A 23198-nucleotide genomic window follows, 5' to 3' on the forward strand; every position below is an offset into this window, starting at 1 on the left:
GTGTATTTTGAATATGCAAACTCAATTGGGAGACTATGATATTAGCTTGCCGAAATACTATAATAATCGCGAACTTAGTTGGTTAGATTTCAACTATCGTGTATTACAAGAAGCTTATGATAACAACAATCCACTATTAGAAAAATTAAATTTCGTATCTATCTTTAGTTCGAACTTAGATGAATTCTTTATGGTGCGTGTGGCTGGTTTAAAAGACCAAGTAAAAATGGGATTCGATAAACCTGAAAATAAAACACAAATGACACCACAAGAACAAGTAGATGCTATTCAAGAAAAAGCTAAAAAATATGTCAATATGCAATATGAACGCTATAACGAACTTATCGAAGAATTACGCAATTATGACATTGTGATGTGTAAACCAGAAAACTTATCTGACTCTATTTTAAGTAAGTTAGAAAGGGATTTTAAACTCACGATTTTACCAACGTTAACACCACTTGGTATAGATGCATATCACCCTTTCCCAAAACTAAATAATAAAAGTCTAAATATCTTCGTAGATATCGATACAGATGATGCCATTAACTCAGCTATTGTTCAAATTCCATCTCTTATCCCTAGATTCTTAACTTATAATGAAGGTTCAAAACAATATGTAGTCATGGTAGAAGATGTCATTACACACTTCATCAATCACTTATTTACAGGCTATGAAGTATTAAATACCTTTACATTTAGAATTACTAGAAATGCTGATTTAACGATTCATGAAGATGGCGCTGAAGACTTACTTATCGAAATCGAACGTTTCTTAAAAGAACGTAAAAGTGGTTCTGCTGTACGCTTAGAAGTCGACAATCGTACCGCTTCTATCGAAGATTTAGGTTGGCTAACAGAAACGTTAGAAGTAGATGAACAAGATGTTTACTTACTTAACGGACCTTTAGATTTAACATTTATCTTTGGCTTAGTTGATCATCTATCCCATAAATTAAAATATTTAACATATGATAAATACACACCACAAATTCCACGTTCATTAGGTAACAATAATGTGTATGATCTTGCATTAAAACGTGATGTCTTTTTCCATCATCCATATGAATCATTTGAACCTATCGTCGACTTTATTCGTGAAGCAGCTGAAGATCCTAACACGATTGCGATTAAACAAACGCTTTATCGCGTAAGTAAAGATTCACCCATTATTAAAAGCTTAAAAGAAGCGGCTGAAAATGGTAAACAAGTGACTGTCCTTGTAGAATTAAAAGCGCGTTTCGACGAAGAAAATAACGTTCATTGGGCACGTATGTTAGAAGATGCTGGTTGTCACGTTATTTATGGTATGACCCATTTAAAAACGCATAGTAAAATTGCTCTAGTCGTTAAACGCATCGGAGGCAAATTAACTTCATTCGTACACTTAGGTACAGGTAACTATAACGATAAAACTGCAAAACTATACACAGATATGGGTGTGATTACGACAGATACATTAATTGCTGAAGATGCCATTAATTTCTTTAACTATTTAAGTGGTTATTCAGTTAAACCTGAATATAATAAATTAATTGTCGCACCCTTCGATATTCGTGACGTCTTTATTGATCGGATTGATAAAGAAATTGCAAGTCATCGTCAACATGGTAACGGTAAAATTATGATGAAAATGAATTCCTTAACGGATAAGGCCATCATTGAAAAATTATTTGAAGCATCTCAAGCGGGTGTTACCATTCAACTCATTATTCGCGGTATCTGTTGCCTAAAACCAGGCATTCCAGGTGTCAGTGAAAATATTGAAGTTGTAAGTATTGTAGGTCGTCTATTAGAACACTCTCGTATTTATTACTTCTACAATAATGGAGACGAACGTATTTATTTATCATCTGCAGACGTCATGACACGTAACATGATTAAACGTGTTGAAATCTTATTCCCTGTAGAAGATAAAGAAATCGGTAAACGTCTTGTAGACTTTATGAATTTACAATTATCTGATAATCAAAAAGGACGTTATCAAGATCAGTATGGTGAGTATCATTACGTTCAAAATGATTTATCTCCATTAAATTCACAAGCTTACTTGATGAAAGAAGCAGTTAAGTATGGTAAAAAGCTAAAAAAGGAGGCAACCCAGCCTTCAGGAATGCCCGTCATTTCTAAAAGAAGAGCTAGCTGGGTCAATCGTCTTCGAAACACGTTAAAAAAATAATGTGACTATAAAATAGCCAAGTCGTGTCATTCAACAGCACGACTTGGCTTTTTAGTTTATTTCTCAGGATGTTCATACCAGTGTTTTAAGAATGTATATAACACATCACTATAAGTTTGAAGTTCTTGTGCTTCTATCTTTTCATCTACACTATGGGCTTCTTCTAGACTACCTGGACCATATAAAATGGTTGGAATATCAAAATGAGCTGTCCAACCTCCATCTGTCACTGTGGTACTCATACCATGTTTCATTTCACTGTGATGAACGTGATAATGTGCATCTTGTAATTGTTTAAAGCCTGGATGTTCTAATGGAATAGTAAAACTTGGAAAAATTTCTCCTTTATCTTCTATCATTGATTCACCGCCCCATTCGAACTGTAACGGATTCTCTCTCAACCAAATGTCTGCATCTGCAACACGATTTAAATACGCTTCTATCTCTTTTGTAACGTCTTCATAACTTTCATTCGGTAAATAATGAACCGTAATCCATAAACGACATTCATCAGCAATAAAAGCAGGATGGCGTCCCCCTTCAATCACTGCTGGATTAATCGTATTCGCACCTGGTGGCATACCAGGACTATGTTTCATCACTGCCCAGTGCTGTTCAAGTTCATTCAGTGCTTGAATGATTTTGGTCATTTTTTCAATTGCACTCGCACCAAATAAACCTCCACCTGCATGAATCGTTTGACTACGTGCGCCATCATGAATGGTATTCTTACTTTTAACCGTAATCCATCCTGTAATGACGCCGCCTTGTCCAAGTGCCATATTTTCACTTGTATCTAATACTAATGCCAAATCTGCTTGAGGACCAATTTCACATGCGCGTTTCGTTCCCGCTTCACCCACTTCTTCTCCTACTACAGATTGCACGACAATATCTCCTTTAGGTCGTCGTCCTTCTTGATGTAACTTTTCAAGCACATAAAACAGCGAGGCCATACCGCCTTTCATATCACTCACACCACGACCATATAGCCATCCCTCTTTTTCAGTCAGTTGAAACGGTGGATATTGCCAATTAGAATCATCGTCCACATTCGCCACATCTACATGACCATTGAGAATTAATTTAGGTGCATCCTCATCTTCCCCTTTTAATGTTGCGACGATAACACTATCATTTTCATATAAATGTTCACGTTGAATATCAAAATTTAGTGTTTTTAATAAGTGTTCAATGTCATCTTGTAAAGGATCCGTATTACGTCCAGGAGGACTCTCCGTATTATATTTAACTAATACATCTAACAATTCAAATAAACGTTGTTCCATCACTTTATCACCCTTTTAAGTTATATGATCTTTCAATCTAAGTGTAACATTTCAACACCAATATTGACGGATAAAAAAAGAAAACGTTTCCTACCATAGGCACGAAACGCTTTTATTCTCATTAGATTTAAACTGGACGAACGACAACTTCATTAACATTCACATGTGCAGGTTGCGTCACTGCATAAATCACCGCATCCGCTATATTCTCAGGATCTAATTTCTTTCTATCACCAAAGTCAGATCCTTCTGTCATAGGTGTATCTACCATTCCAGGTAAAATACTGGTTGATTTAATACCCGTTCGCGCAAGCTCTTTTTCTAAAGCTTCTACAATACGTAATACAGCAGATTTCGTTGCACTGTATAATGCACTCGTCTTATTAACTTCAAAGCCTGAAATAGATGCCATATTGACAATATGACCACTAGATTGTTCTTCAAAATGAGGAAGTACAGCATTCAGACCATATAACAATCCTTTAATATTCGTATCAACCATTTTATCCCAATCGTCTACTTTGTAATCTGTGATTTTAGAAGATAAGTTAATGCCTGCACAATTGACAAAGATATCAATTTTTCCAAATTTAGCAATCGCATTTTCTACAAGAGCATCAACGTCATCACGATACATCACATTGGTTGGCGTAATAAGGTAGTCGCCTTCATTCAAATGTTCTGCAACACGTTGTAACTTCTCATCACTACGACCAGCTAGCACAACTTTAGCACCTTCCTCAGCAAGTCGTTTGGCTGTTGCTTCACCAATGCCACTACTTGCACCTGTAATCATCGCAACTTTATTTGTTAATTTAGCCATATTCATCATCCTTTATTGTTGTTTATTCATTCCATTTCCATAATTCTTTATACATAAACGTCATTATCAATTTAAAGTCTCAATTATAGATTGTAATTTAAACTTAAACGTAATAAAGTGAAGATATATATGACTATAAATAAAGGGGAATAGATATGTCTGTGATTGCGAAAGATTTTAGTCCATTAGTTCAAGCATTACGTCAAAAAGTAGGTCGCACAAGTTTTTCATTTCGTTTCGAAGATTTATTTACTAAAGAAGAATGGTTACACATGAGTGTCAAAGAACGTACACGCCAAGAAAGAGAATTTATTGCACGAATGGATCACATTCCAAATATTCGAATGCCTTTTTCTAGTGAAGATGGCTATAAGTTCAAATTATATAATCAAGAGTACCAATATAATGAAGTGAAGAACAACTTTAAATCTTTATCATAAAAATAAACCCGCATCAAGGGAAGTGAGATGCGGGTTTTAACACATTATCTAAAAATGATTGGGGGTATATTTAGGATATGCCCTCGACTGCTCACCAACGAGGGCATGATAGGATACGTTCTTGAATGTTATAGGAGGTCATTCAATTTTGTATTTTAATTTGTAACTAGTGTTTTACGTTCGAGACCATAGAAATATAGACGTTCAGCGTCTAAATAAGACATTGAATCAATTGTCATATATCCATCTTTTATATCACTAATTAATCCTTGGTTTACGCCTGTTTTTAAATAAATATCGTAGCTGCCTTCTTCAGAAAAGATAACGCCTTCTATTACTTTTCTCATTAGTATCACTCCAATTACTTATTCCTTACAATTCTTATCATACACGCTTTTTTTTATTTTAAAAGGGGTATGTGATGGTTTTCACAAATAGTTCAATAATTTGAAAATTTGTTTGTTCATTTTTTCACATGTAAGTTGAATTTAAATGACAAGTATGTTAGGGAATAAAAAGTTTCGATACCTTCATATTCCTTTTTAATTAAAAAAGAAGCATAAAATCATTAAATCTTATGCTTCTTTTCTAAAAAATATTTAGTGATAAAATACGTTTAAATATATATTCACCCAATGTATTTAATTTAATTAAAACTAACAATAAATCGCTATTTAATTTACTAAATATCTATAAATATCATCTCTAATTGGAGTTTTCATTATAAAATTCATGGTCACAATCTTATCTTCCGTGACATTAGTTGTCTCATTTGCGCTACCTTTCACATACTCAGCTTCTCCTAAATAATAATGCTGCGAGCCTTCAGAGTCATTTTTCTTAACAAAAATATATATTGTCTTTCCGTCCTCTTTATGATTAATAATTTGCTTTATTTCTTTATTCTTTAATGATACATTTTTTCTTGAAACCCAAGCAAACTCTTCTTGATTTAAGAAATGATCTTCATATTTTATACTATCATCTATATCTTCTGACTTATGATAAGTAATAAATAATGGTATGTGTTCATCCAAAATTCTATAGCCATATATATTATTTGCCATATTTTTCTCATGATTTCTCCAATTTACTAATTTAAGAAAATCTAAGCGTGTATATTGATTATATAAGATTAAATCATTTCCAGAATCTTGAATTTTTTTATTATAATATTTTGCTATGGCTAGAATATCCAAAACAAATGCTTGATAATCTTCATCTTCAAGATACTTAGAAAAAGTTTTACTTAGTCTTTTTCTCTTGATATCTATAATTGGACTACCATATCTTTCATTTTCATTTTTTCCAAAATAGTTTAAAGATAGAATATTTAAAGAAGTTTCCAAGTCATCTTTAGGTATTGATGCATAATTATTTTCACTTATTATACTTTCTAAAATTTTATAATCAGCTTGTTTTAATCCGGGTAGTAATTCTTTTGATAAAAAAGTTAAATTTTTAACAGCATCTTTATTAAAATCTTTTTCAATATAATTATATTTTTTCAGAAATAAATAATAATTGTTAAACTTAGAGATAATCACTTTGGGATCAATAGAATTTTGAGTAATGAAATCCATAAGCATAGGTGTTCTACCTATTCTTTCTTTTACACTTTCAAATGCTTCTTTTATTATTTTAGTACTATTTAAATTAGCATGATCAATTGATTTAAAAATTTTCTTTTTAGCTATTTCCTCAAAGTTAATAGTTGACACACCACTTAATTTATTAGGTTCAGTCAGAAATTTTCGATAGTCGTCTTTGTTATGAGATTGATTATCTGATAAAGCAATAGGAATTAAATAATTATTTTCATAATTTCCAATAAAGTCGATAATCGTTACAAACTCTTTTTCTGAACTTTTTCTTAAGCCCCTTCCAAGTTGTTGAGTAAATATAATGCTAGATTGAGTACTTCTTAGCATTACTATTTGATTAACTTCTGGAATGTCTATTCCTTCATTAAATAAATTAACAGTGACAATATAATTTATTTTTCCATTAACCAATTCATTTATTACTTTTGTTCTCTTATTCTGAGTATCTGAGCCTATTAAAGCTTTACTCGGAATATTATTAAACGATAGTTTTTCAGCTATTTCAGTCGCTTCTTCTTTTCGACTTACAAAAATAAGTCCTTTTAACTGACTACCTGAGTATCCATAATAATTTGTTTTTTCAATAATATGTTTTATTCTTTCCTCTGAAGTTAAATCTTTTAATTCAGTATAATCATCACTTGTTACACCATTATGAATGTAATCAGTTACTCCAAAATAATGAAAAGGACATAAAATATCGCTCTCTAAAGCTTTAGGTAGCCTAATTTCATAAGCAATGTTATTATCAAATAACTCAAAAATATTTCCTTCATCGGTTCTTTCAGGTGTAGCAGTCATTCCAAGCATAAAATTAGGTTGGAAATAATTCATTATAATCTGATAGGTCGATGCATCTGTTCTATGAGCTTCATCAAAAACAATATAATCAAATTCTTTTTTATCAAAAACTTCATAATTATTATTGTTAGACAATGTTTGAATTGTTGCAAAAAGATATTTTGCTTCGATATCTTTATGTTTACCAGTATAAAAGCCAAAATCCGTTTCTTGATTAAAAGGAAGAACTTTTTTAAATTCTTTCATTGCCTTTTTCAAAATACCTTCATTATGAACAATAAATAAAAATTTTTGAGGATTATAGTTTCTAACATCTAAGGCACATAAAATCGTTTTACCTGTTCCAGTTGCAGAAATTACTAATCCTTTATTCTCTCCAGAATTTCTAAGATTTTTTAAAGACATTAATGCTTCTTCTTGCATAATGTTAGGTTGGATTTCATTAGATTTTTTAAATCGGTTAACCAAATGATTTTGTTCTCTATTTATTTTTAAAAAATCTTTATATAATTTAGACTCAAATATTTCTTCGTAATCATTAATCCATTGAGAATTTAGACTTATACTATTTTCCCAAAGCACTTCAAATTGATTTTTTAAATTATAAATTAACTCTCCGTTTTTATGAGTAGATAATAAAATATTATGTTCATAATTTATTTTCATAGCAGTCGATGTTAAATTGGAACTTCCTATAATCATTGAAGAATAATCTTTATGATCAAATATGTATCCTTTAGCGTGAAAGCCTTCTACATCAGTTAATCGAACTTCTATATTTTCTAGTTTTAATAATTCTCTATACATTTTGGGTGTATTAAAACCTAAATAATTAGAAGTGATTAACTTACCTTTAATCCCTTTATGATTTAAATCATTGAATATAGTTTTTAAACTTGCTAAACCACTTTCTGTTATAAATGCTACAGATATAAAAAAAGAACAACATTTTTCTAATTCATTAATAATAGAAGTAAGCACGTTTTGATTATTATTGTTTACAAGTAACTTAGGAGTTAAATTACTTTCATTTGTCAGATTTTTATCAATAAATCCTTTTTTTAAGGATTGTTTTAGATTTAATATTAGTTTGTCTTCCATTAATTTTTACCTTTAACAATTATTTCTACAGTTGGAATATCAGCAGGCGCCCAATCCAATTCAGTAAGTTCATCGGGTTCTAACCATTTTATTTCTTTATGTTCTGTTAAAGTTGGCATTTCATTATTTAATGTACATTTATAAGTTGTAAGGTTAACGATCCCAAAATCGTATTCATATTCAGCTGCTATTATTTTACTTTCTACAGTTAAATCGCATTTCATTTCTTCATTTATTTCTCTAATTAAAGCTTCTTCTTCTGTTTCTCCCTTTTCTATTTTTCCACCTGGAAATTCCCATTTTAGAGGTAAACTCATATTTTCATTACGTTGTGCACATAGGATTTTATTTTCCGAATAAATAACTGCACCAACAACGTTAATATGTTTTTTCATAAATAACACCTCTGTTTTAGTTTATTTATTATAATTTTATCAAACTTCGCTTTTTCATCAATAACATACTAGGATTGAATTTCTTTAAAAATAAAACATCACTTATCTAAGAAAATTTTAATTCTCCCGAAAAGTGCTATTATTAGTCGAATTATTACTATTGCAATATCTATGATATTCAAATTTTATATTATATAATAAAAATGTCTTAGGAGAAGTCCTAAGACGCTGAGGAAAAGATTCTCAGAAAAAAATTCTGAGATGTTGAGGATTGATGGTTAGAGAAGTGTTTGTCGACAATTTATCTCTTCTCTAATCCAGGGCACGCCTTAGCGGAAAATAGGGTGTGTCCTGTTTTTAGGTTTAGTTTTGATGAGATTGAAGTGTCTAAGAAGATTGAAGAATCACCACTTGTTCTTCAATGTCTTAGGCACTTTAATTATTATAATCCTAAATGTTTAATAAATGTGACGAGTTCATCTTTCATTTTAGGATCTTTTAACGCGTATTCTATTGTCGTTTTAACGAATCCTAATTTTTCTCCAACATCATAACGATCACCATCAAAGTCATATGCATACACTGGAACAGCACTATTCATACGTTCAATCGCGTCGGTTAATTGAATCTCATTACCGGCGCCTTCTTTTTGTGTTTTTAAATAATCAAAAATTTCTGGCGTTAAAATGTAACGTCCCATAATCGCTAAATTAGAAGGTGCTGTACCTTGTTCAGGCTTTTCAACAAATTGTTTCACCTCATAGCGACGACCTTGTTTCTCTAATGGATCAATAATGCCATAACGGTGAGTCACATTGTCAGGCACTTCTTGCACCCCAATAACAGAATGTCCTGTTTCTTCATATACATTCATTAATTGTTTAATCGCTGGCTCTTCAGATTCCACGATATCATCACCTAATAATACTGCAAACGGTTCGTTACCAATGAATTGACGTGCGGTATAAATGGCATGTCCTAATCCTTTTTGTTCTTTCTGGCGTACATAGAAGATATTCGCTAAATCTGTAGAATAATGTACTTTTTCTAATAAGTCTGTTTTACCTTTTTCTTCAAGGACCATTTCTAATTCTTTTTGATTATCGAAGTGATCTTCAATCGCACGTTTATGTTTACCCGTCACAATAATAATATCTTCAATGCCTGCACGTGCCGCTTCTTCAACAATATATTGAATCGTTGGCTTATCTAAAATAGGAAGCATTTCCTTAGGCATGGCTTTTGTCGCTGGTAAAAAACGTGTCCCTAAACCAGCCGCAGGTATGATGGCTTTCTTTATCTGTTTCAAACTCGAATATCTCCTTTACGCATTCTGTCTTTTATATTATAAGTAAGTTTATCATTCTTTTATTGTCATTCATAGCGATTGACTGTATTCTTCCATGCTATAAAAAAATAAGAAGTAAGATTGAAATTCATTGATTTCTCTCTCACTTCTTTTATAAGTTATACAAACAAACTAATGAATAAGATAAAGATGATACCCGATACTGAAATGATGGTTTCAAGTAATGACCAAGTTAAGAAGGTTTCTTTAACGGTCAATCCGAAATATTCTTTAAACATCCAGAACCCAGCATCGTTAACGTGTGATAAGATCACGCTACCTGCACCAATGGCAAGTACGACAAGTGCCACATTTACATCTGAATGTTGTAATAATGGTAAGACGATACCTGTTGTTGAAATCGCTGCAACAGTTGCTGAACCTAGGGCAATACGTAATACTGCAGCGACAATCCATGCTAGTAAGATAGGTGATAGGGTTGAACCTTCGAATAACTTAGCAATCGTATCCCCTACACCGCCATCAATGAGAACTTGTTTAAATGTACCGCCACCACCAATAATTAAAATCATCATCCCAATTGGGTAAATAGCATTCGTCACAGATTTCATAATGTCATCCATTTTTCTTCCTCTATGTAAGCCCATTGAAAAAATAGCAAAGATGACTGAAATTAGCATCGCTGTACCTGCTGTACCGATAAAGTAAATGATTTGTTCAAACAGATTTTTAGCATTTTCATGTCCAGTCACTAATTGAACAACCGTTGATAATAACATTAAAATAACAGGTAATACAGCAGTGAGTATACTTAAACCAAAACTTGGCATTTCAGATGCTTTAAATTCTTTTTGTGAACCAAGTGCTGAAATATCCCCTTCACGTGTATAAGCAGAAGGGATAAGTTTTTGGGCAAATGTATTGAAAATCGGACCTGCAATGAGTGTCACTGGAATGGCAATAATAATCCCATATAGTAACACATGTCCAATATTCGCTTTTAATTCTTTTGCTATGACCACAGGACCAGGATGTGGTGGTAAGAAACCATGTGTCACAGATAACGCTGTTACCATAGGTAATCCTAATTTCAGTGGTGACACTTTAGCACGTTTAGCAATGGTAAATACAAGTGGAATGAGTAATACGAGTCCTACTTCAAAGAATAATGCAATACCAACGATGAAAGCTGCGATCAACATCGCCCATTGAACATGTTTTTGTCCAAACGTATCAATCAGTGTATCTGCAATACGATTGGCGCCTCCACCATCTGCAAGTAATTTGCCAAGTATTGCGCCTAATCCAAAGATAAGTGCAATATGACCTAGGGTACCGCCCATACCTGCTTCTATCGTTTCCATTACTTTATTTAAAGGCATGCCTAATAAGATGGCCGTGACAATCGATGTAATAATTAATGAAATAAATGTGTTTAGTTTTAAGAAAATAATCAGTGTCAATAGTAATACGATTCCAATAACAACACTTGCTAGTGTCCATATTGTTCCCATTTGTCTTCTCCCCTTTGACGTTTAATTGATTTAAATACGTAGATTAATTCATATGTTTACGTTGAAAATCTGCAATTTCTTCATAGCGGTCTTCAAGTGTACGGCTTAAGTTTATGAATATCGTTACAAGTTGTTGATACACGTTTACTGTATCTTGGTTGGGTTGATGTGCATGAGTCGTACCCACCATATTTTCGATAATTGAATAATCTTCAATGTCTCCTAATGCTTTTAAACCAAGGACACACGCACCTAGACAAGAACTTTCATAACTTTCTGGTACGATAACATCAGTATCAAAAATATCTGCCATCATTTGACGCCATACTTCACTTTTCGCAAAGCCACCTGTTGCTTTAATCGTATTTGGCGTTTCATTCATTACTTCAACAAGTGCTAAATAGACGGTATAAAGGTTGTACAACACCCCTTCAAGTGCAGCGCGTATCATGTGTTCTTTTTGATGTGACAATGTTAACCCGAAGAATGAACCCCGTGCATTCGCATTCCATAAGGGTGCACGCTCTCCCGCAAGATACGGATGGAAAATTAAGCCATCTGCACCTGGCTTAACACGACTCGCTATTTTAGTAAGTACATCGTAAGGATCTACTCCTAAGCGTTTTGCTGTTTCAACTTCACTGGCGAGTAATTCATCTCGTAACCATCGAAGAATGACACCGCCGTTATTGACCGGTCCACCAATCACATAATGGTCTTCATCTAAGACATAACAGAAAATGCGACCTTTATAATCTGTACGAGGTTTATCAATGACTGTACGAATCGCACCTGATGTCCCAATTGTGACTGCAACTTCACCTTTTTTATAACTATTAACGCCTAAATTTGATAACACCCCATCACTTGCACCAACCACAACCGGTGTATTTTCATCGATACCCATCAATGTGGCATAACGTTTTTTCATCCCTTTTAAAATGTATGTTGTTGGTACAAGTTGAGGCAATTGAGAGGTTGAAATACCGAGTAATTCAAGTGCTTCTTGATCCCAGTCTAACTGTTGTAAGTTAAACATACCTGTTGCTGAAGCCATAGAGTGATCCATCACGTATGCTCCATAAAGTTGATAGAAAATATACGTTTTAATATCCGCAAACATTGCAGTTTTTTGATAAATATCTGGTTGTTCATGTTTCATCCAAAAGATTTTAGAGAGTGGTGACATAGGATGAATGGGCGTACCTGTGCGTTTATAAATGTCATGTCCCCCATATTGTTCATGTATCAAGTCAGCATATTGATTCGCACGATTATCCGCCCAAATCATGCTTTCAGTTAAGCGCTCGTGTTGGCTATCTAATGCAATTAAGCTATGCATTTGCGCACTAAAAGAAATGAGTTTAATATCTTCTTTATGCACCCCAGATTCGCGAACCACATGTTTGACTGTCATTAATACGGCATCGAATAATTCGTCAGGATTTTCTTCTGAAACATCAACGTTTGGCGTATGTAAAGGATAGCCAATATGATGTTTTGTAATAAATTGACCATGTTCATCATAAAGTACTGACTTCGTACTTGTTGTTCCAATATCTACTCCAATCATGTATTTCATACCTATTCCTTCTTCCTTCTATTTATTGTAACCAAAAGCTTTCAATATCTTTACCTACATCATCAAAGTTTAAATGAAACGCTTCTCTTAATGTATCCGTATCATAACGTTCTACCGCTTCTATAAATATCGAATGGTTACGGTGTATTCTGTCAAAATCTTCTTTATTTGTTTTCATTCGCTCTCTCATTGAACATAATACAAGTACTTCTACAATGGGTTTCAAATGATTCCAAAATGTTTGAAGATAATGATGTCGAGAGGCGTGAATCAATGCTTCATGAAATTGAAGATCATGTTGCGTAAAGGATTCAGCATCTTCAAATTGAACAGCGACTTTCATCATTTCTAAATGTTTTCTCATTTCTTTAATCACTTTTTTTCTATCAATATGCTTTAATTTTGAAAATGCAAAGGATTCAAGCATTAATCTTAAATCATATAATTCTTTCTTTTCTTGTTCACCAAATTCAAGAACCCTTGCACCCATACGTTCGAGGTGAATGAGTTGATTCGTTTGCAGCAGTTTAAATGCATCTCTAACTGGAGAGCGACTCACATCGAATTGTTTAGCCACTTGATTTTCAGTTAGTAATGTATCGGGTTCAAGTGTACTGTTAACAATCTGAAACCTGAGTTCCGCAGCGATACTTTCCCCTGTAGTCATTCTGTTTTTCCATTGTTTCGGATAATGTTGTTCCATCTTTTCACCTCAATACGTTAACTTGTATACAAGTATAGTAATACACCATTTCAAATTTTGCAAGCGCTTACTTTTTTGTAATTTAAAACACCTAGCTCATGATAAGCCAGGTGTTTATTACGATTCGTTTTGATATACTTCGATACAATAATGTGTTTGATGGCAGTTGGGACATGTTAATTGTCTTGTTTTAGGTGTATGTTTCGCTTTCACGAAGGCACCTAATGTAGGTTTAAATGTATGCTGGCAATTCGGACACAGATATAACACCTTTTTTAAATATATTGCTGTCAGCACAATGGCATATGTGATTAAGATGGGGAATATAACGATCAATGGCTTAATTGAACGTCCTAATAGACTTAATAGTAAACCACTATAGTGTATGATCCCTAAGATTCCAGCACTTATCCAAATCTTTTTTCTAAAGTATGCTATTTTATATTCTTGTTTCATAGCGTCATCTATGTCAGTAAGATGGTTAATAGGCGCACTTGACTGTTCAGAAATGTATGTTTCAACTTTTTCAATTTGATTTAATGTATGACTGTACATCTCTACTTTTGAATGTAACGCATCTTTTCTCAATGAAAGTAATGTTTTAAACGTGTTCATATTTGTATCTTCATCAAGTAATGTCTTTATTTCATCTAACGTACATCCTAATTGTTTTAATACTAAAATCAGTTCAAGCTGCTTTACATGTTCGTCAGTATAATATCTCCGATTAGAGTCAGTTTGTCGATGAGCTATAAGTAATCCTCTTCGATCGTAATATTGTAATGTTCGAATCGTGACTTTACTTTGTTTTGCCAATTCTCCAATCGTATAGTGTGACATATCATTCACCTCCTACTGTTAACATAGCTAATGACGCTACGTCATAAGCAAGTATGATTTTAACATTTGCTTGTGAAGTCTGCCGGTCGTCTTATTCTTCTTGAATCCACTGTTTAATGTGGTCAATAATACCTATGGTTCCATTAGGCAGATTATCCAAGACAGTAGGAAAGTCGATATGTCCGATACCAGAATATACGACCTCATTTACTTCACCGCCATATTTTTTATACATTTTCATTGTTTCTTGTGAATCCGTGTAAGGAATGATTTCGTCATCTTCACCTGAAATAAATAACAGTTTAGGAAATTGTTCTATTTCTTCTATATCTGGAAGGTAATCTGCGTTTGTAGAATAAATGATATCTGTAATAATCGTTTTAATGGGTGCAATATATGAAAATAAATTACGAATGCTATTATTTTTGTTATGAAAAGATTTTTTCAAAATATATTGCGGTAAATTTTTACAAGCAATCATCTCATCTTTAAAATGATCTCTTTTACTATTTGAAGTAAATAAACGTGACAACATGCTTTGATTTGGTGTAATACGTGCAGCACTATTTAAATAAACCAGATGTGAAATAGGTAACGTATTAAATTTTAATAAGCGTGTGCCAATCATACCTCCCATAGAATAACCTATGATAATTAAATTTTTAATACCGTATGTTTCGATAACTTGTGAAAGCACATCATTGATACGCTCGGAATAATCATCTAACGTATGTTGTTCTCTTACAATGTTAGAGCTTTCGCCTCTACTTGGACAGTTAACAAAAATAAGGTTGTTCTCTCTAAAATAAGGCTCAAACAACAACATAATGCGATATGTCATCATTGCTCCATGTATAAATACGATGGTTTTATCTGCATTCATATTTCCGGCAAATGCGACTTCAATGTGTTCACCCTTAAATTGTTTTAATTCATATCGTTGTGACTTAAAATTCTGTTCAATCATTTTAAAACTCCAAAAAATATATATTACTATTATTTTATTTTATCATAAAAATATATCATTTTATTTTATATAAAAAAGCGAAACAATAGCTATACGTTTCTATCGTTTCGCTATATGACTAAATTATTTATCTTTATCTTGAATCTCTGAGTGAATGGTTTGCATTTTTGCTTCGACATCTGAGATTTCTACTGCACATTCTTTAAGTTTGTCTTTATAGTCCTCTGTATTGGTATTATTTTTATAACGAATTTTATGTTCTAAACTTGCCCACATATCCATACCAATAGTTCGAATTTGAATTTCTACTGGTGTAGCTTCTACTCTATCAGCTAGAAAGACTGGAATCGACACGACTATATGAAGACTGCGATAACCATTTTCTTTTGGGTGTTGTATATAATCTTTACGCTTAAGTAATTTAACGTCCTCTTGTTTTAATAATAACTTCTCAATCACATAAATATCTTCAAGGTAGTTACATACTACACGAATACCGGCGATATCTAAAATATTGGTTTTCGCTGTTTCTGCATCTACAGTTAAACCTTTACGTTGCAATTTTTTAACTAAACTCGTCATTTCTTTGACGCGACGTTCCATATGATGAATTGGATTATGTTTGTAAATATGATTAAAATTGTCATCTAAAATATCTAACTTCGTACTAATCTCTTTTAATGCAGAAGAATATAGATGATCGAGTTCTACGAAACCCACTAGCCTATCGAATGCTTCATCTCCATTCTTAAACTTATCAATATTTTCTTTGAATTCACTGCGTAGCTCTTCAATGTACAATGATGATTTTCTCTCTACGTACATATTTGTTGCCTCCTTTAATCATCACTGTATATTATATCTAACTCTTAAGTGAACTAAAAATGATAACCTAGACTTGACGCTACTCATTTAGTCTGAGTCATTTAGTCATAAAAAAATCCGAATAGCAGGTTTCATTGCTACTCGGACTCTATTACATTATTCATCTTTTTGATGTTCAATCACGTGTGTACCACGATTATTAGCAATTTCTTTGGCACGTTGTTTTGCTTCTTTTTTAGTACTAAACGTATCAGACGCTTGTTTTGCATCTTCTGTTTTAACTTTCCATTCATGATTCTCATAATATACATGAACATCTTCATCATTCAGTTCAGGTTGTGCTGATGGATCTTTTTGATGTTGAGTAATATGTTTATGTTTTAATTCTTCTAATTCTTCTTTACTGGCATCTTTGTACCATTCTTCTGCTTGTTTTGTTGCAATAGGAATAGCGTCTCCCTCTTTGTAGCCATCTTTTAACATCGCATTTGCAATATCAATGGCTTTTTTACGCTCTAATTCATCTAAATGTTTCCAAGTTTGTGGATAATCATTCATTGTCCAAGGCATGATGTCACGCTCCTCTATAGTGTTTAGTAAGCTTTACCACCCTACGCTATAATGAAACGTCATACATTGATATTAAGCGTCCACCGTTTTCTGATGATTTGTATGATCAACGTCTTTACGTGTTGCTACACAATTATCTTGTAACTTCATTAAGGCAGATTTTAAATAATTATACTGTGGTAAATCCGTCAATTCTTTTTCATTAAGACTACCGCGTAATTCAAAATGTTTTGCTACATTTTCAAATGTGACAAGATATTCTCCCATTTGTTTTTCTGAAATGCGTTGACGTTGTTTGTCTTGCATTGCACGCATTAACATAAAGCTAATTTCTTCTAAGGCAAAAATACTTGGATAATAATAACGAATGGCCTCTTTACTTGAGAATAATTCACCATTGGCTGAATTGTACACTTGTGTCATGTTATTCATTTTTACAGATAATGATAAACTTTCTGTTCTATCACGTGCTGTATCTTGGTATTTATTTTCTGAAAATAAATATTGGAAAATAACCGCTTCTTTACGTACCACTTCTGCAATCACAGTAGGTAACATGGTTGACGCATTTTTTCGATTAATGATTAAAACACCAATGACCGCAATCACAATCCCGATCAATACGTCAACAATTCGTGTATACGCAATATCAATGGATAAATTACCAGAGGCTAAACCATTTAACAGGATGACTTGTGTTGTAATAAAAATAACTGCAAAAGCATAATTTGCTGCGACAAATCCTTCTGTCATCATAGCAGACAGTCCCATTAAAATGACTGCGACAATTAAATGAGGTTGGAAAAAGAGTATGGCTGATAGAAGTAAAGTTCCTACAATTGTTCCAAGACCCCGTGCTAATGAACGGTCTAACATACGAATCGTCGTTAATCCTAATAATACTGTATGGGCGGATAATGGAATCCAATATGAGCGTTGGATATTGAAAAATAACGAGACAAAAATAGCTGCGCCCATAATAACAGCATACGTTAATGCATTACGGAAAATAATGGAATCGAGTGTTAAGTTTTGAACGATACGTTTACTATATAACGGCTTACGAATACTCGCTTCAGATTCTATTTGTTCCGGTCGTAATTGCGCAATTTCATCTATTTTAAGTATGTGTTGCATCAAACTTTCAAATGGTTCATCCACATCGACTTTTTTCGTCCATTTTTCTCGTTTTGAAGATAATTTATAGGCATTTCTTGTAATCATATCCATCATCTCAATCAGTTCTTGAGGGATAGGACGAATATTTTTTTCATTTAGTTCAAGTAACTCAGCATAAATTCCTTGGGCTGATGTATGAAGAAGCAATAACTTTTCAAAGCGAGAACTTAACTTTTCACTCATCGCAGTAGTCGATGTAATCAATAGTTTCTCTGAATTTTTAAACTTCGTTACTATGTCTTGTGAAATGTCTTTAAATTTTTCAGCATCATTAAAGTGATGCATTAAATTATTAATCGTCTGAAAGTCAGAGGTAATCGCTCGATCTTCAGCTTTTTGTTTTTGGAATACAATAGTTAAAATGACGACTAATGTCGCTAACATTCCTCCAATAAAAATCGCTAAGCCACGAATCGGTGCTTGTTCTGGAGCGTCAGGTAAGTTACTCGATAAGCAAAATGTAACTAAAAAGAATGTGGATGAAGGACCCGCAATTTTTAACACATTAAATACATAGAATGGAATGACAGTAACGATTAATAATAATACGCCGTACAGAACTGGCTGATTGACAGTTAATGTTCCAAGCATCATACAAATGGTAAAGGATAACGTACAAATAATGACTGTTCTTAACATGGATTGTGCTGAACCTTTAAATACATAAGTATGTGCCAAAGTTCCGGTTGCTACGAGTAGACCAAAACTAAAATGTCCTAGTAAATACCCTATCAATGTTGGGATAATCATTAATAATCCTTGGCGTATACCTTTCCATATATTAATTTTAGGCTTATCAAACCTTATTAATGAAGCAATCACATGTCTCACTACTATCTTTCCTTTCATTTTTCATACATCTTATCATAACATGAAAAACGCCTTGCCTAAGCACAAATATCACTTAGACAAGGCAAGTTTAGTTATTATTTTGTTTCTGCTACATCAATGACAGGTTCTTCAGCGACATATTTTCCTATATTTTCACTAAATGCTTTGAAATGATCTGAATGGTTATGTGCTTGAACCGCTTCTTGGTCTTTATAATTTTCAACAACAACGAATGTGTTATGTTCTGCTACATCTTCATAATGAGCATAAAATGTATTACCCGGTTCTTGACGTGAACTTTGAACTAATTTGTTCATTAAATCTAAATAGTCATTACGCACATCTTCTTTAATTTTAAGTTTCGCATTAATAATAATCATATAATCACCTTCCAAATATAATTATAACGTTTTACCCGTCTATTATAAAAAGAAAACGATAGTAAGAAGAAAGGCCGCATTGATTTTCAATTCAGTCATCGATAGTCAATATATTAAAAATGCCTGAGACAACTGATAATGTCCCAAGCTTTTACTTTTGTAGATAATGTATAAATATTATTTAATATGTCTACTTTCGTCTTTAATTAATGGTTTGTCTGGTGTCACAAAGAACCATAATACAGCTGCAATCACCGCTGGAATAATTAATAATTGGAATGTCATTGTCCAGCCAAGTGATGATACTAATGCACCTGCTAAAAACGGACTGATTAACGCACCAATATTTCCCCATAAGTTCATCCAACCCGATACTGTACCAGCAAAGTTACGTCCAATGTCATTTGCTGCTGCCCAACTCATTCCCATTGAAATACCCATACCACCTAAGCCAAGTGATAACCAAAAGATGGTCACATATAAGTTTTGTGTATGAACTGCAAAGAAGATGGAGATAGCAAATACGATAAAGCCAACAATTGCAATTAACCCTCTCGCTACAAAACGACTTTGACCGCTATGCAAAATTTTATCTGAAATCGCACCCGCAGATAAAATTAAAATAAACATAATAAACCATGGTAAAGCACTAATTGTCATATCTTTAAATTGTACATGATATTGCTCAGTTAAATAAGTAGGTAACCAAATTAAGAATAGAGCAATAACAAATTGAACTACGAAATATTGCCCTGCAATGGCATAGAAACTCATGCGTTTAAAAAATTGATTCCAAGGTGCTACGGATTTAGTTGTTTCTACTAAATCACGATGTTGCATGATATACTGTTTTTCTGCTTCATTGACCATGCGATGTTGCTCTGGTAAATCTTTTGCAATAATTGCCCAAAGTGCTGCAATCACAATACCAACCGCACCGAAAATATAGAATACAGCTTGCCAGTTAAATGCATTAACAATTGCGATGGTAACTACTGGTGCTAATACTGGACCGAAATATGATCCTGCTAACAACGCACTCGATGCTCTCCCTTTTTCATCTTTAGCAAACCAAGTTGAATTGAATACTGCATTAGATGGATACATTGGCGCTTCTCCGATACCAAATAAGAAACGTACTAAATATAATAGACCATGATGTTTAATCATTCCCGTTAAAATTGTAAATGCACTCCACCATAATAATGCGATTGAAATCATCTTACGCGGACCAAACTTCTCTGCTAACATACCTGAAGGGACTTGCATCAATGCATAACCCAGTGAGAAGAATGAAGCTAATAAACCAAATTGTTGCTTTGTCATGTGAAGATCTTCCATCATTTGAGGTGCAATAAATGAGATATTAGATCTATCCATACATGCAATAACCCCAATAATAAAGAATGCGATAGCGAAATACCAACGAACCTTACTTTTCTTTTGTCTTTGTACCATAATTATTTTTCCTGCTTCCCTTTAAAATTGTGTTGATTCTACTTATACGTTGACAATGAAAACTCCCAATCACGTCTTTCCCTGTTGTTTCCAACCGCCTTTCAAGCCTCATCTCATAGGCTTTCTGATATATTTTTTATAATATTAACAGCTTTTGTAAACGTTTACAATTATTTTTTGAATATTTTTTATTTAATTTATACATGGCTATATAAAACGTGTTTTCCTGATTAAAAAGGATATGGCTATAAATCTAATTTGCTTTTGTATTTGAACTCTATCAAAAAAGGTTGTAGAATGAAATTGAAGCAAAAATGCTGATGTTTATTTTAAACACAACTGAATAAACGATCCACTGGAAGTGCCTTTGTTTAAGGCTGAGAGTAAAGAAAGAACTTTATAATTCCTGGAACCTGATCCAGTTTGTACTGGCGTAGGAAAGTGGCGACTAGGATATCGTAAAGTTAAACAAAACGCTATTTCCCTACTGCAGGGAAATAGCGTTTTTTGTTTAATAAGGAGTGATGTTCATTTTTATAGCGATAACGAAATATAAAGATTTAACCAATGATGATGTACAACATTTTCTTGATATCTCGGATGGAATAGATGGGTTATTGTTTCGTACTCCCATGTCATCAAGTGATTTGTCTTCATTTTTAACATCACTTATAGAAAAAGGATTCCCTAAATCAAAAATCATTATTCATAGTGATGTACATTTACTTGAACAACTTCACCTCTCTCATATTCATTTTCGAGAAATGGATGAAGATGCATTTAGCTATAAATCAACGCATCCAGAGATTGAAGTGAGTATGTCTACACATTCAATTGAATCTGTTAAAGCAGCTTATGAACACGATCTTGATTATGTCTTTTTTGGTCACATTTTTAAGACACCTTCAAAACCTAATCAATTGCCTCGATCAAAAGCAGAGATTCAGCGTGTGTTAGAGATTCCTATTCCCATTTATGCCATTGGAGGTATCACTGAAAAAACGATTCTTCAATTACCTCATGGTTTTAAAGGAATTTGTGCGATTTCTTTTTTTATGAACGCATCTTTACAACAAATTGAACTATTGCGAAAGGAGTGGTTGAAAGATGCATGATGTTTTAATCATAGGTTCGGGCGTGATTGGCATGTCTATTGCACGCCAATTAAGTCAATCTCACCTTGACATTGCACTTATCGATCGTGACGTACCAGGTAAACACGCGTCATATAAAGCAGGTGGCATGTTAGGTGCTCAAAATGAATTTACTGAAGATACTGATTTATTTAGACTTGCTCTTGAATCACGAAGTCTCTTTCCACAATTATGTCAAGATTTAGAAGATGAGACAGGTATTGATATTCAGTTTCAAAATTCAGGTTTAATTAAAGTAGCTAATCGTCCTGAAGATGTTGAAAATTTAGAAAAACAGTATCAGTTTTTAAGTGGTTTAGATTCTAGTGTCATTGTTCTTTCAGATGAGGAACTGACTCATTTAACGAATGGTACAGTAACATCAAGTGAAATGGCTATTTACATTCCACAAGATGGACAGATTAATGCCAATCACTACACTAAAGCTTTATTTACATCTTTAAAGCAACGTCAAATTAAGCGATATGTCAATACAGAGGTACAATCTGTTCAGCGCCAAAATGGGTACTACGATGTTGAAACGTCACAAGGCACATTACAAGCTAAGAAAGTCATTGTGGCAGCAGGCGCATGGACATCTAAATTATTAACTCAATACTCACTACCTAGAGATGTAGTCGGTGTAAAAGGTGAAGTTTTACTGATTGAAAATGACCACTTGGATTTAAAAGAAACCGTATTTATGACCAATGGCTGTTATATCGTGCCAAAATATCCAAATCGTTTCTTAATTGGTGCCACAAGCGAGTTTGATAACTATTCAGTTGGTAATACATACGATGGCATCTCTTGGTTACACCACTTTGCAAATGAACGTATACCAGAACTCGCACACGGAAAAGTCATTAAACAGTGGTCTGGTGTCCGTCCATATACTGAAGGAGAAATACCGATAATGGACCGTATTGATGAAGGTTTATTTGTGATTTCTGGTCATTATCGTAACGGTATTTTACTTTCGCCTATTATCGGTCGTGATATCGCCAATTGGATACTCACCGGTGTTAAACCGCGTCGATATGAATCATTTAGTGCTTCAAGGAGGTTAAATCATGAAGTGTATCATTAATGGGGACACATTCAATTTTGATTCAGAACAATCTATTACATCTGTACTTGAATCTCTTGAATTAGATCCTAAACGTGTCATTGTCGAACATAATAAAACTTTAATTAAACAAGAAGACTACGATCAACATACAGTACGTGAAGATGATCGATTAGAATTATTAGAATTTGTTGGAGGCGGATAAA

General features: G+C 33.2%; 21 protein-coding genes and 1 riboswitch. Of the genes, 5 read left to right on the forward strand and 16 right to left on the reverse strand.

Annotated elements, in window-relative coordinates; genetic code table 11:
- Positions 1–13: 13 nt before the first annotated feature.
- Positions 14–2179 carry an RNA degradosome polyphosphate kinase gene (locus HMPREF2953_RS08965; RefSeq protein WP_002448409.1) on the forward strand — a complete coding sequence of 722 codons (2166 nt, stop codon included), beginning with the start codon at positions 14–16 and terminating at the stop codon, positions 2177–2179.
- A gap of 56 nt (positions 2180–2235) precedes the next feature.
- Here HMPREF2953_RS08965 and HMPREF2953_RS08970 read toward each other — a convergent pair whose 3' ends face one another.
- Both HMPREF2953_RS08970 and HMPREF2953_RS08975 read right to left on the reverse strand, forming a co-directional pair.
- Entirely contained in the window at positions 2236–3468 is a 1233-nt protein-coding gene (locus HMPREF2953_RS08970) for an acetylornithine deacetylase (RefSeq protein ID WP_070443838.1), read from the reverse strand.
- Positions 3469–3595: 127 nt separating this feature from the next.
- Complete coding sequence (locus tag HMPREF2953_RS08975; RefSeq protein ID WP_070672949.1) at positions 3596–4291, reverse strand: SDR family oxidoreductase; 696 nt, start codon at positions 4289–4291, stop codon at positions 3596–3598.
- A 155-nt stretch (positions 4292–4446) separates the two neighbouring features.
- Between HMPREF2953_RS08975 and HMPREF2953_RS08980 the strand changes: the two genes are divergently transcribed.
- The gene (locus HMPREF2953_RS08980; RefSeq protein WP_049334717.1) at positions 4447–4731 is read left to right on the forward strand and encodes a DUF1413 domain-containing protein; all 285 of its coding nucleotides are present in this window, start codon (positions 4447–4449) and stop codon (positions 4729–4731) included.
- 155 nt (positions 4732–4886) lie between these two features.
- Here the strand turns inward: HMPREF2953_RS08980 and HMPREF2953_RS08985 are convergent, their stop codons facing one another.
- The 14 genes from HMPREF2953_RS08985 to HMPREF2953_RS09050 form a co-directional block, all read right to left on the reverse strand.
- Complete coding sequence (locus HMPREF2953_RS08985) at positions 4887–5078, reverse strand: hypothetical protein (RefSeq protein WP_002448449.1); 192 nt, start codon at positions 5076–5078, stop codon at positions 4887–4889.
- A 327-nt stretch (positions 5079–5405) separates the two neighbouring features.
- Complete coding sequence (locus HMPREF2953_RS08990; RefSeq protein WP_070672951.1) at positions 5406–8237, reverse strand: DEAD/DEAH box helicase; 2832 nt, start codon at positions 8235–8237, stop codon at positions 5406–5408.
- Positions 8237–8632: a (deoxy)nucleoside triphosphate pyrophosphohydrolase gene (locus HMPREF2953_RS08995; RefSeq protein ID WP_070672953.1), complete on the reverse strand. Its 396-nt coding sequence runs from the start codon at positions 8630–8632 to the stop codon at positions 8237–8239. The genes HMPREF2953_RS08990 and HMPREF2953_RS08995 overlap by 1 nt, the downstream gene beginning before the upstream one ends.
- Positions 8633–9074: 442 nt before the next feature.
- Positions 9075–9941: a UTP--glucose-1-phosphate uridylyltransferase GalU gene (galU, locus tag HMPREF2953_RS09000; RefSeq protein ID WP_049334720.1), complete on the reverse strand. Its 867-nt coding sequence runs from the start codon at positions 9939–9941 to the stop codon at positions 9075–9077.
- Positions 9942–10099: 158 nt separating this feature from the next.
- Positions 10100–11455, reverse strand: coding sequence for a gluconate:H+ symporter (locus HMPREF2953_RS09005; RefSeq protein WP_070672955.1), 1356 nt, complete (start codon positions 11453–11455; stop codon positions 10100–10102).
- 43 nt (positions 11456–11498) lie between these two features.
- Positions 11499–13037 (reverse strand): gluconokinase, encoded by a 1539-nt coding sequence (gene gntK / locus HMPREF2953_RS09010; protein ID WP_049416318.1) that lies wholly within the window; start codon positions 13035–13037, stop codon positions 11499–11501.
- A 22-nt stretch (positions 13038–13059) separates the two neighbouring features.
- Positions 13060–13740 (reverse strand): GntR family transcriptional regulator, encoded by a 681-nt coding sequence (locus HMPREF2953_RS09015; protein WP_049416321.1) that lies wholly within the window; start codon positions 13738–13740, stop codon positions 13060–13062.
- Positions 13741–13857: 117 nt separating this feature from the next.
- The gene (locus HMPREF2953_RS09020) at positions 13858–14580 is read right to left on the reverse strand and encodes a MerR family transcriptional regulator (RefSeq protein WP_049334724.1); all 723 of its coding nucleotides are present in this window, start codon (positions 14578–14580) and stop codon (positions 13858–13860) included.
- 91 nt (positions 14581–14671) lie between these two features.
- Positions 14672–15547, reverse strand: a complete 876-nt coding sequence (locus HMPREF2953_RS09025; RefSeq protein WP_070672957.1) for an alpha/beta fold hydrolase — start codon at positions 15545–15547, stop codon at positions 14672–14674.
- 123 nt (positions 15548–15670) lie between these two features.
- Complete coding sequence (locus HMPREF2953_RS09030) at positions 15671–16372, reverse strand: GTP pyrophosphokinase (RefSeq protein WP_017175030.1); 702 nt, start codon at positions 16370–16372, stop codon at positions 15671–15673.
- Positions 16373–16528: 156 nt separating this feature from the next.
- Entirely contained in the window at positions 16529–16942 is a 414-nt protein-coding gene (locus HMPREF2953_RS09035) for a DUF2188 domain-containing protein (RefSeq protein WP_017175031.1), read from the reverse strand.
- Positions 16943–17014: 72 nt separating this feature from the next.
- Positions 17015–18952, reverse strand: coding sequence for an FUSC family protein (locus tag HMPREF2953_RS09040; RefSeq protein ID WP_029376764.1), 1938 nt, complete (start codon positions 18950–18952; stop codon positions 17015–17017).
- Between the two features lie 95 nt (positions 18953–19047).
- Positions 19048–19332 carry a putative quinol monooxygenase gene (locus HMPREF2953_RS09045; protein WP_002448351.1) on the reverse strand — a complete coding sequence of 95 codons (285 nt, stop codon included), beginning with the start codon at positions 19330–19332 and terminating at the stop codon, positions 19048–19050.
- Between the two features lie 177 nt (positions 19333–19509).
- Positions 19510–20790: a pyruvate MFS transporter gene (locus HMPREF2953_RS09050; RefSeq protein WP_070672959.1), complete on the reverse strand. Its 1281-nt coding sequence runs from the start codon at positions 20788–20790 to the stop codon at positions 19510–19512.
- A gap of 347 nt (positions 20791–21137) precedes the next feature.
- Positions 21138–21247: riboswitch (TPP riboswitch) on the forward strand.
- Between the two features lie 67 nt (positions 21248–21314).
- Here HMPREF2953_RS09050 and HMPREF2953_RS09055 point away from each other — a divergent pair.
- From HMPREF2953_RS09055 to thiS, 3 genes are read left to right on the forward strand one after another with little or no spacing between them, the layout of a single operon-like run.
- Entirely contained in the window at positions 21315–21905 is a 591-nt protein-coding gene (locus HMPREF2953_RS09055; protein WP_002488780.1) for a thiamine phosphate synthase, read from the forward strand.
- Positions 21898–23013: a glycine oxidase ThiO gene (gene thiO / locus HMPREF2953_RS09060; RefSeq protein ID WP_017175035.1), complete on the forward strand. Its 1116-nt coding sequence runs from the start codon at positions 21898–21900 to the stop codon at positions 23011–23013. The genes HMPREF2953_RS09055 and thiO overlap by 8 nt, the downstream gene beginning before the upstream one ends.
- Positions 22997–23197 carry a sulfur carrier protein ThiS gene (gene thiS, locus HMPREF2953_RS09065; RefSeq protein ID WP_017175036.1) on the forward strand — a complete coding sequence of 67 codons (201 nt, stop codon included), beginning with the start codon at positions 22997–22999 and terminating at the stop codon, positions 23195–23197. Before thiO ends, thiS begins: the two co-directional genes overlap by 17 nt.
- Position 23198 lies beyond the last annotated feature (1 nt).

Source organism: Staphylococcus sp. HMSC072E01 (genome assembly GCF_001814125.1).
GTDB lineage: Bacteria > Bacillota > Bacilli > Staphylococcales > Staphylococcaceae > Staphylococcus > Staphylococcus hominis.

What these genes read in the sequence shown, in the direction of transcription:
- HMPREF2953_RS08965 (WP_002448409.1), top strand. Translation starts at nt 14, where the DNA reads ATGCAAACTCAATTGGGAGACTATGATATTAGCTTGCCGAAATACTAT.
- HMPREF2953_RS08970 (WP_070443838.1), bottom strand. Translation starts at nt 3,468, where the DNA reads ATGGAACAACGTTTATTTGAATTGTTAGATGTATTAGTTAAATATAAT.
- HMPREF2953_RS08975 (WP_070672949.1), bottom strand. Translation starts at nt 4,291, where the DNA reads ATGGCTAAATTAACAAATAAAGTTGCGATGATTACAGGTGCAAGTAGT.
- HMPREF2953_RS08980 (WP_049334717.1), top strand. Translation starts at nt 4,447, where the DNA reads ATGTCTGTGATTGCGAAAGATTTTAGTCCATTAGTTCAAGCATTACGT.
- HMPREF2953_RS08985 (WP_002448449.1), bottom strand. Translation starts at nt 5,078, where the DNA reads ATGAGAAAAGTAATAGAAGGCGTTATCTTTTCTGAAGAAGGCAGCTAC.
- HMPREF2953_RS08990 (WP_070672951.1), bottom strand. Translation starts at nt 8,237, where the DNA reads ATGGAAGACAAACTAATATTAAATCTAAAACAATCCTTAAAAAAAGGA.
- HMPREF2953_RS08995 (WP_070672953.1), bottom strand. Translation starts at nt 8,632, where the DNA reads ATGAAAAAACATATTAACGTTGTTGGTGCAGTTATTTATTCGGAAAAT.
- HMPREF2953_RS09005 (WP_070672955.1), bottom strand. Translation starts at nt 11,455, where the DNA reads ATGGGAACAATATGGACACTAGCAAGTGTTGTTATTGGAATCGTATTA.
- gntK (WP_049416318.1), bottom strand. Translation starts at nt 13,037, where the DNA reads ATGAAATACATGATTGGAGTAGATATTGGAACAACAAGTACGAAGTCA.
- HMPREF2953_RS09015 (WP_049416321.1), bottom strand. Translation starts at nt 13,740, where the DNA reads ATGGAACAACATTATCCGAAACAATGGAAAAACAGAATGACTACAGGG.
- HMPREF2953_RS09020 (WP_049334724.1), bottom strand. Translation starts at nt 14,580, where the DNA reads ATGTCACACTATACGATTGGAGAATTGGCAAAACAAAGTAAAGTCACG.
- HMPREF2953_RS09025 (WP_070672957.1), bottom strand. Translation starts at nt 15,547, where the DNA reads ATGATTGAACAGAATTTTAAGTCACAACGATATGAATTAAAACAATTT.
- HMPREF2953_RS09030 (WP_017175030.1), bottom strand. Translation starts at nt 16,372, where the DNA reads ATGTACGTAGAGAGAAAATCATCATTGTACATTGAAGAGCTACGCAGT.
- HMPREF2953_RS09035 (WP_017175031.1), bottom strand. Translation starts at nt 16,942, where the DNA reads ATGCCTTGGACAATGAATGATTATCCACAAACTTGGAAACATTTAGAT.
- HMPREF2953_RS09045 (WP_002448351.1), bottom strand. Translation starts at nt 19,332, where the DNA reads ATGATTATTATTAATGCGAAACTTAAAATTAAAGAAGATGTGCGTAAT.
- HMPREF2953_RS09050 (WP_070672959.1), bottom strand. Translation starts at nt 20,790, where the DNA reads ATGGTACAAAGACAAAAGAAAAGTAAGGTTCGTTGGTATTTCGCTATC.
- HMPREF2953_RS09055 (WP_002488780.1), top strand. Translation starts at nt 21,315, where the DNA reads ATGTTCATTTTTATAGCGATAACGAAATATAAAGATTTAACCAATGAT.
- thiO (WP_017175035.1), top strand. Translation starts at nt 21,898, where the DNA reads ATGCATGATGTTTTAATCATAGGTTCGGGCGTGATTGGCATGTCTATT.
- thiS (WP_017175036.1), top strand. Translation starts at nt 22,997, where the DNA reads ATGAAGTGTATCATTAATGGGGACACATTCAATTTTGATTCAGAACAA.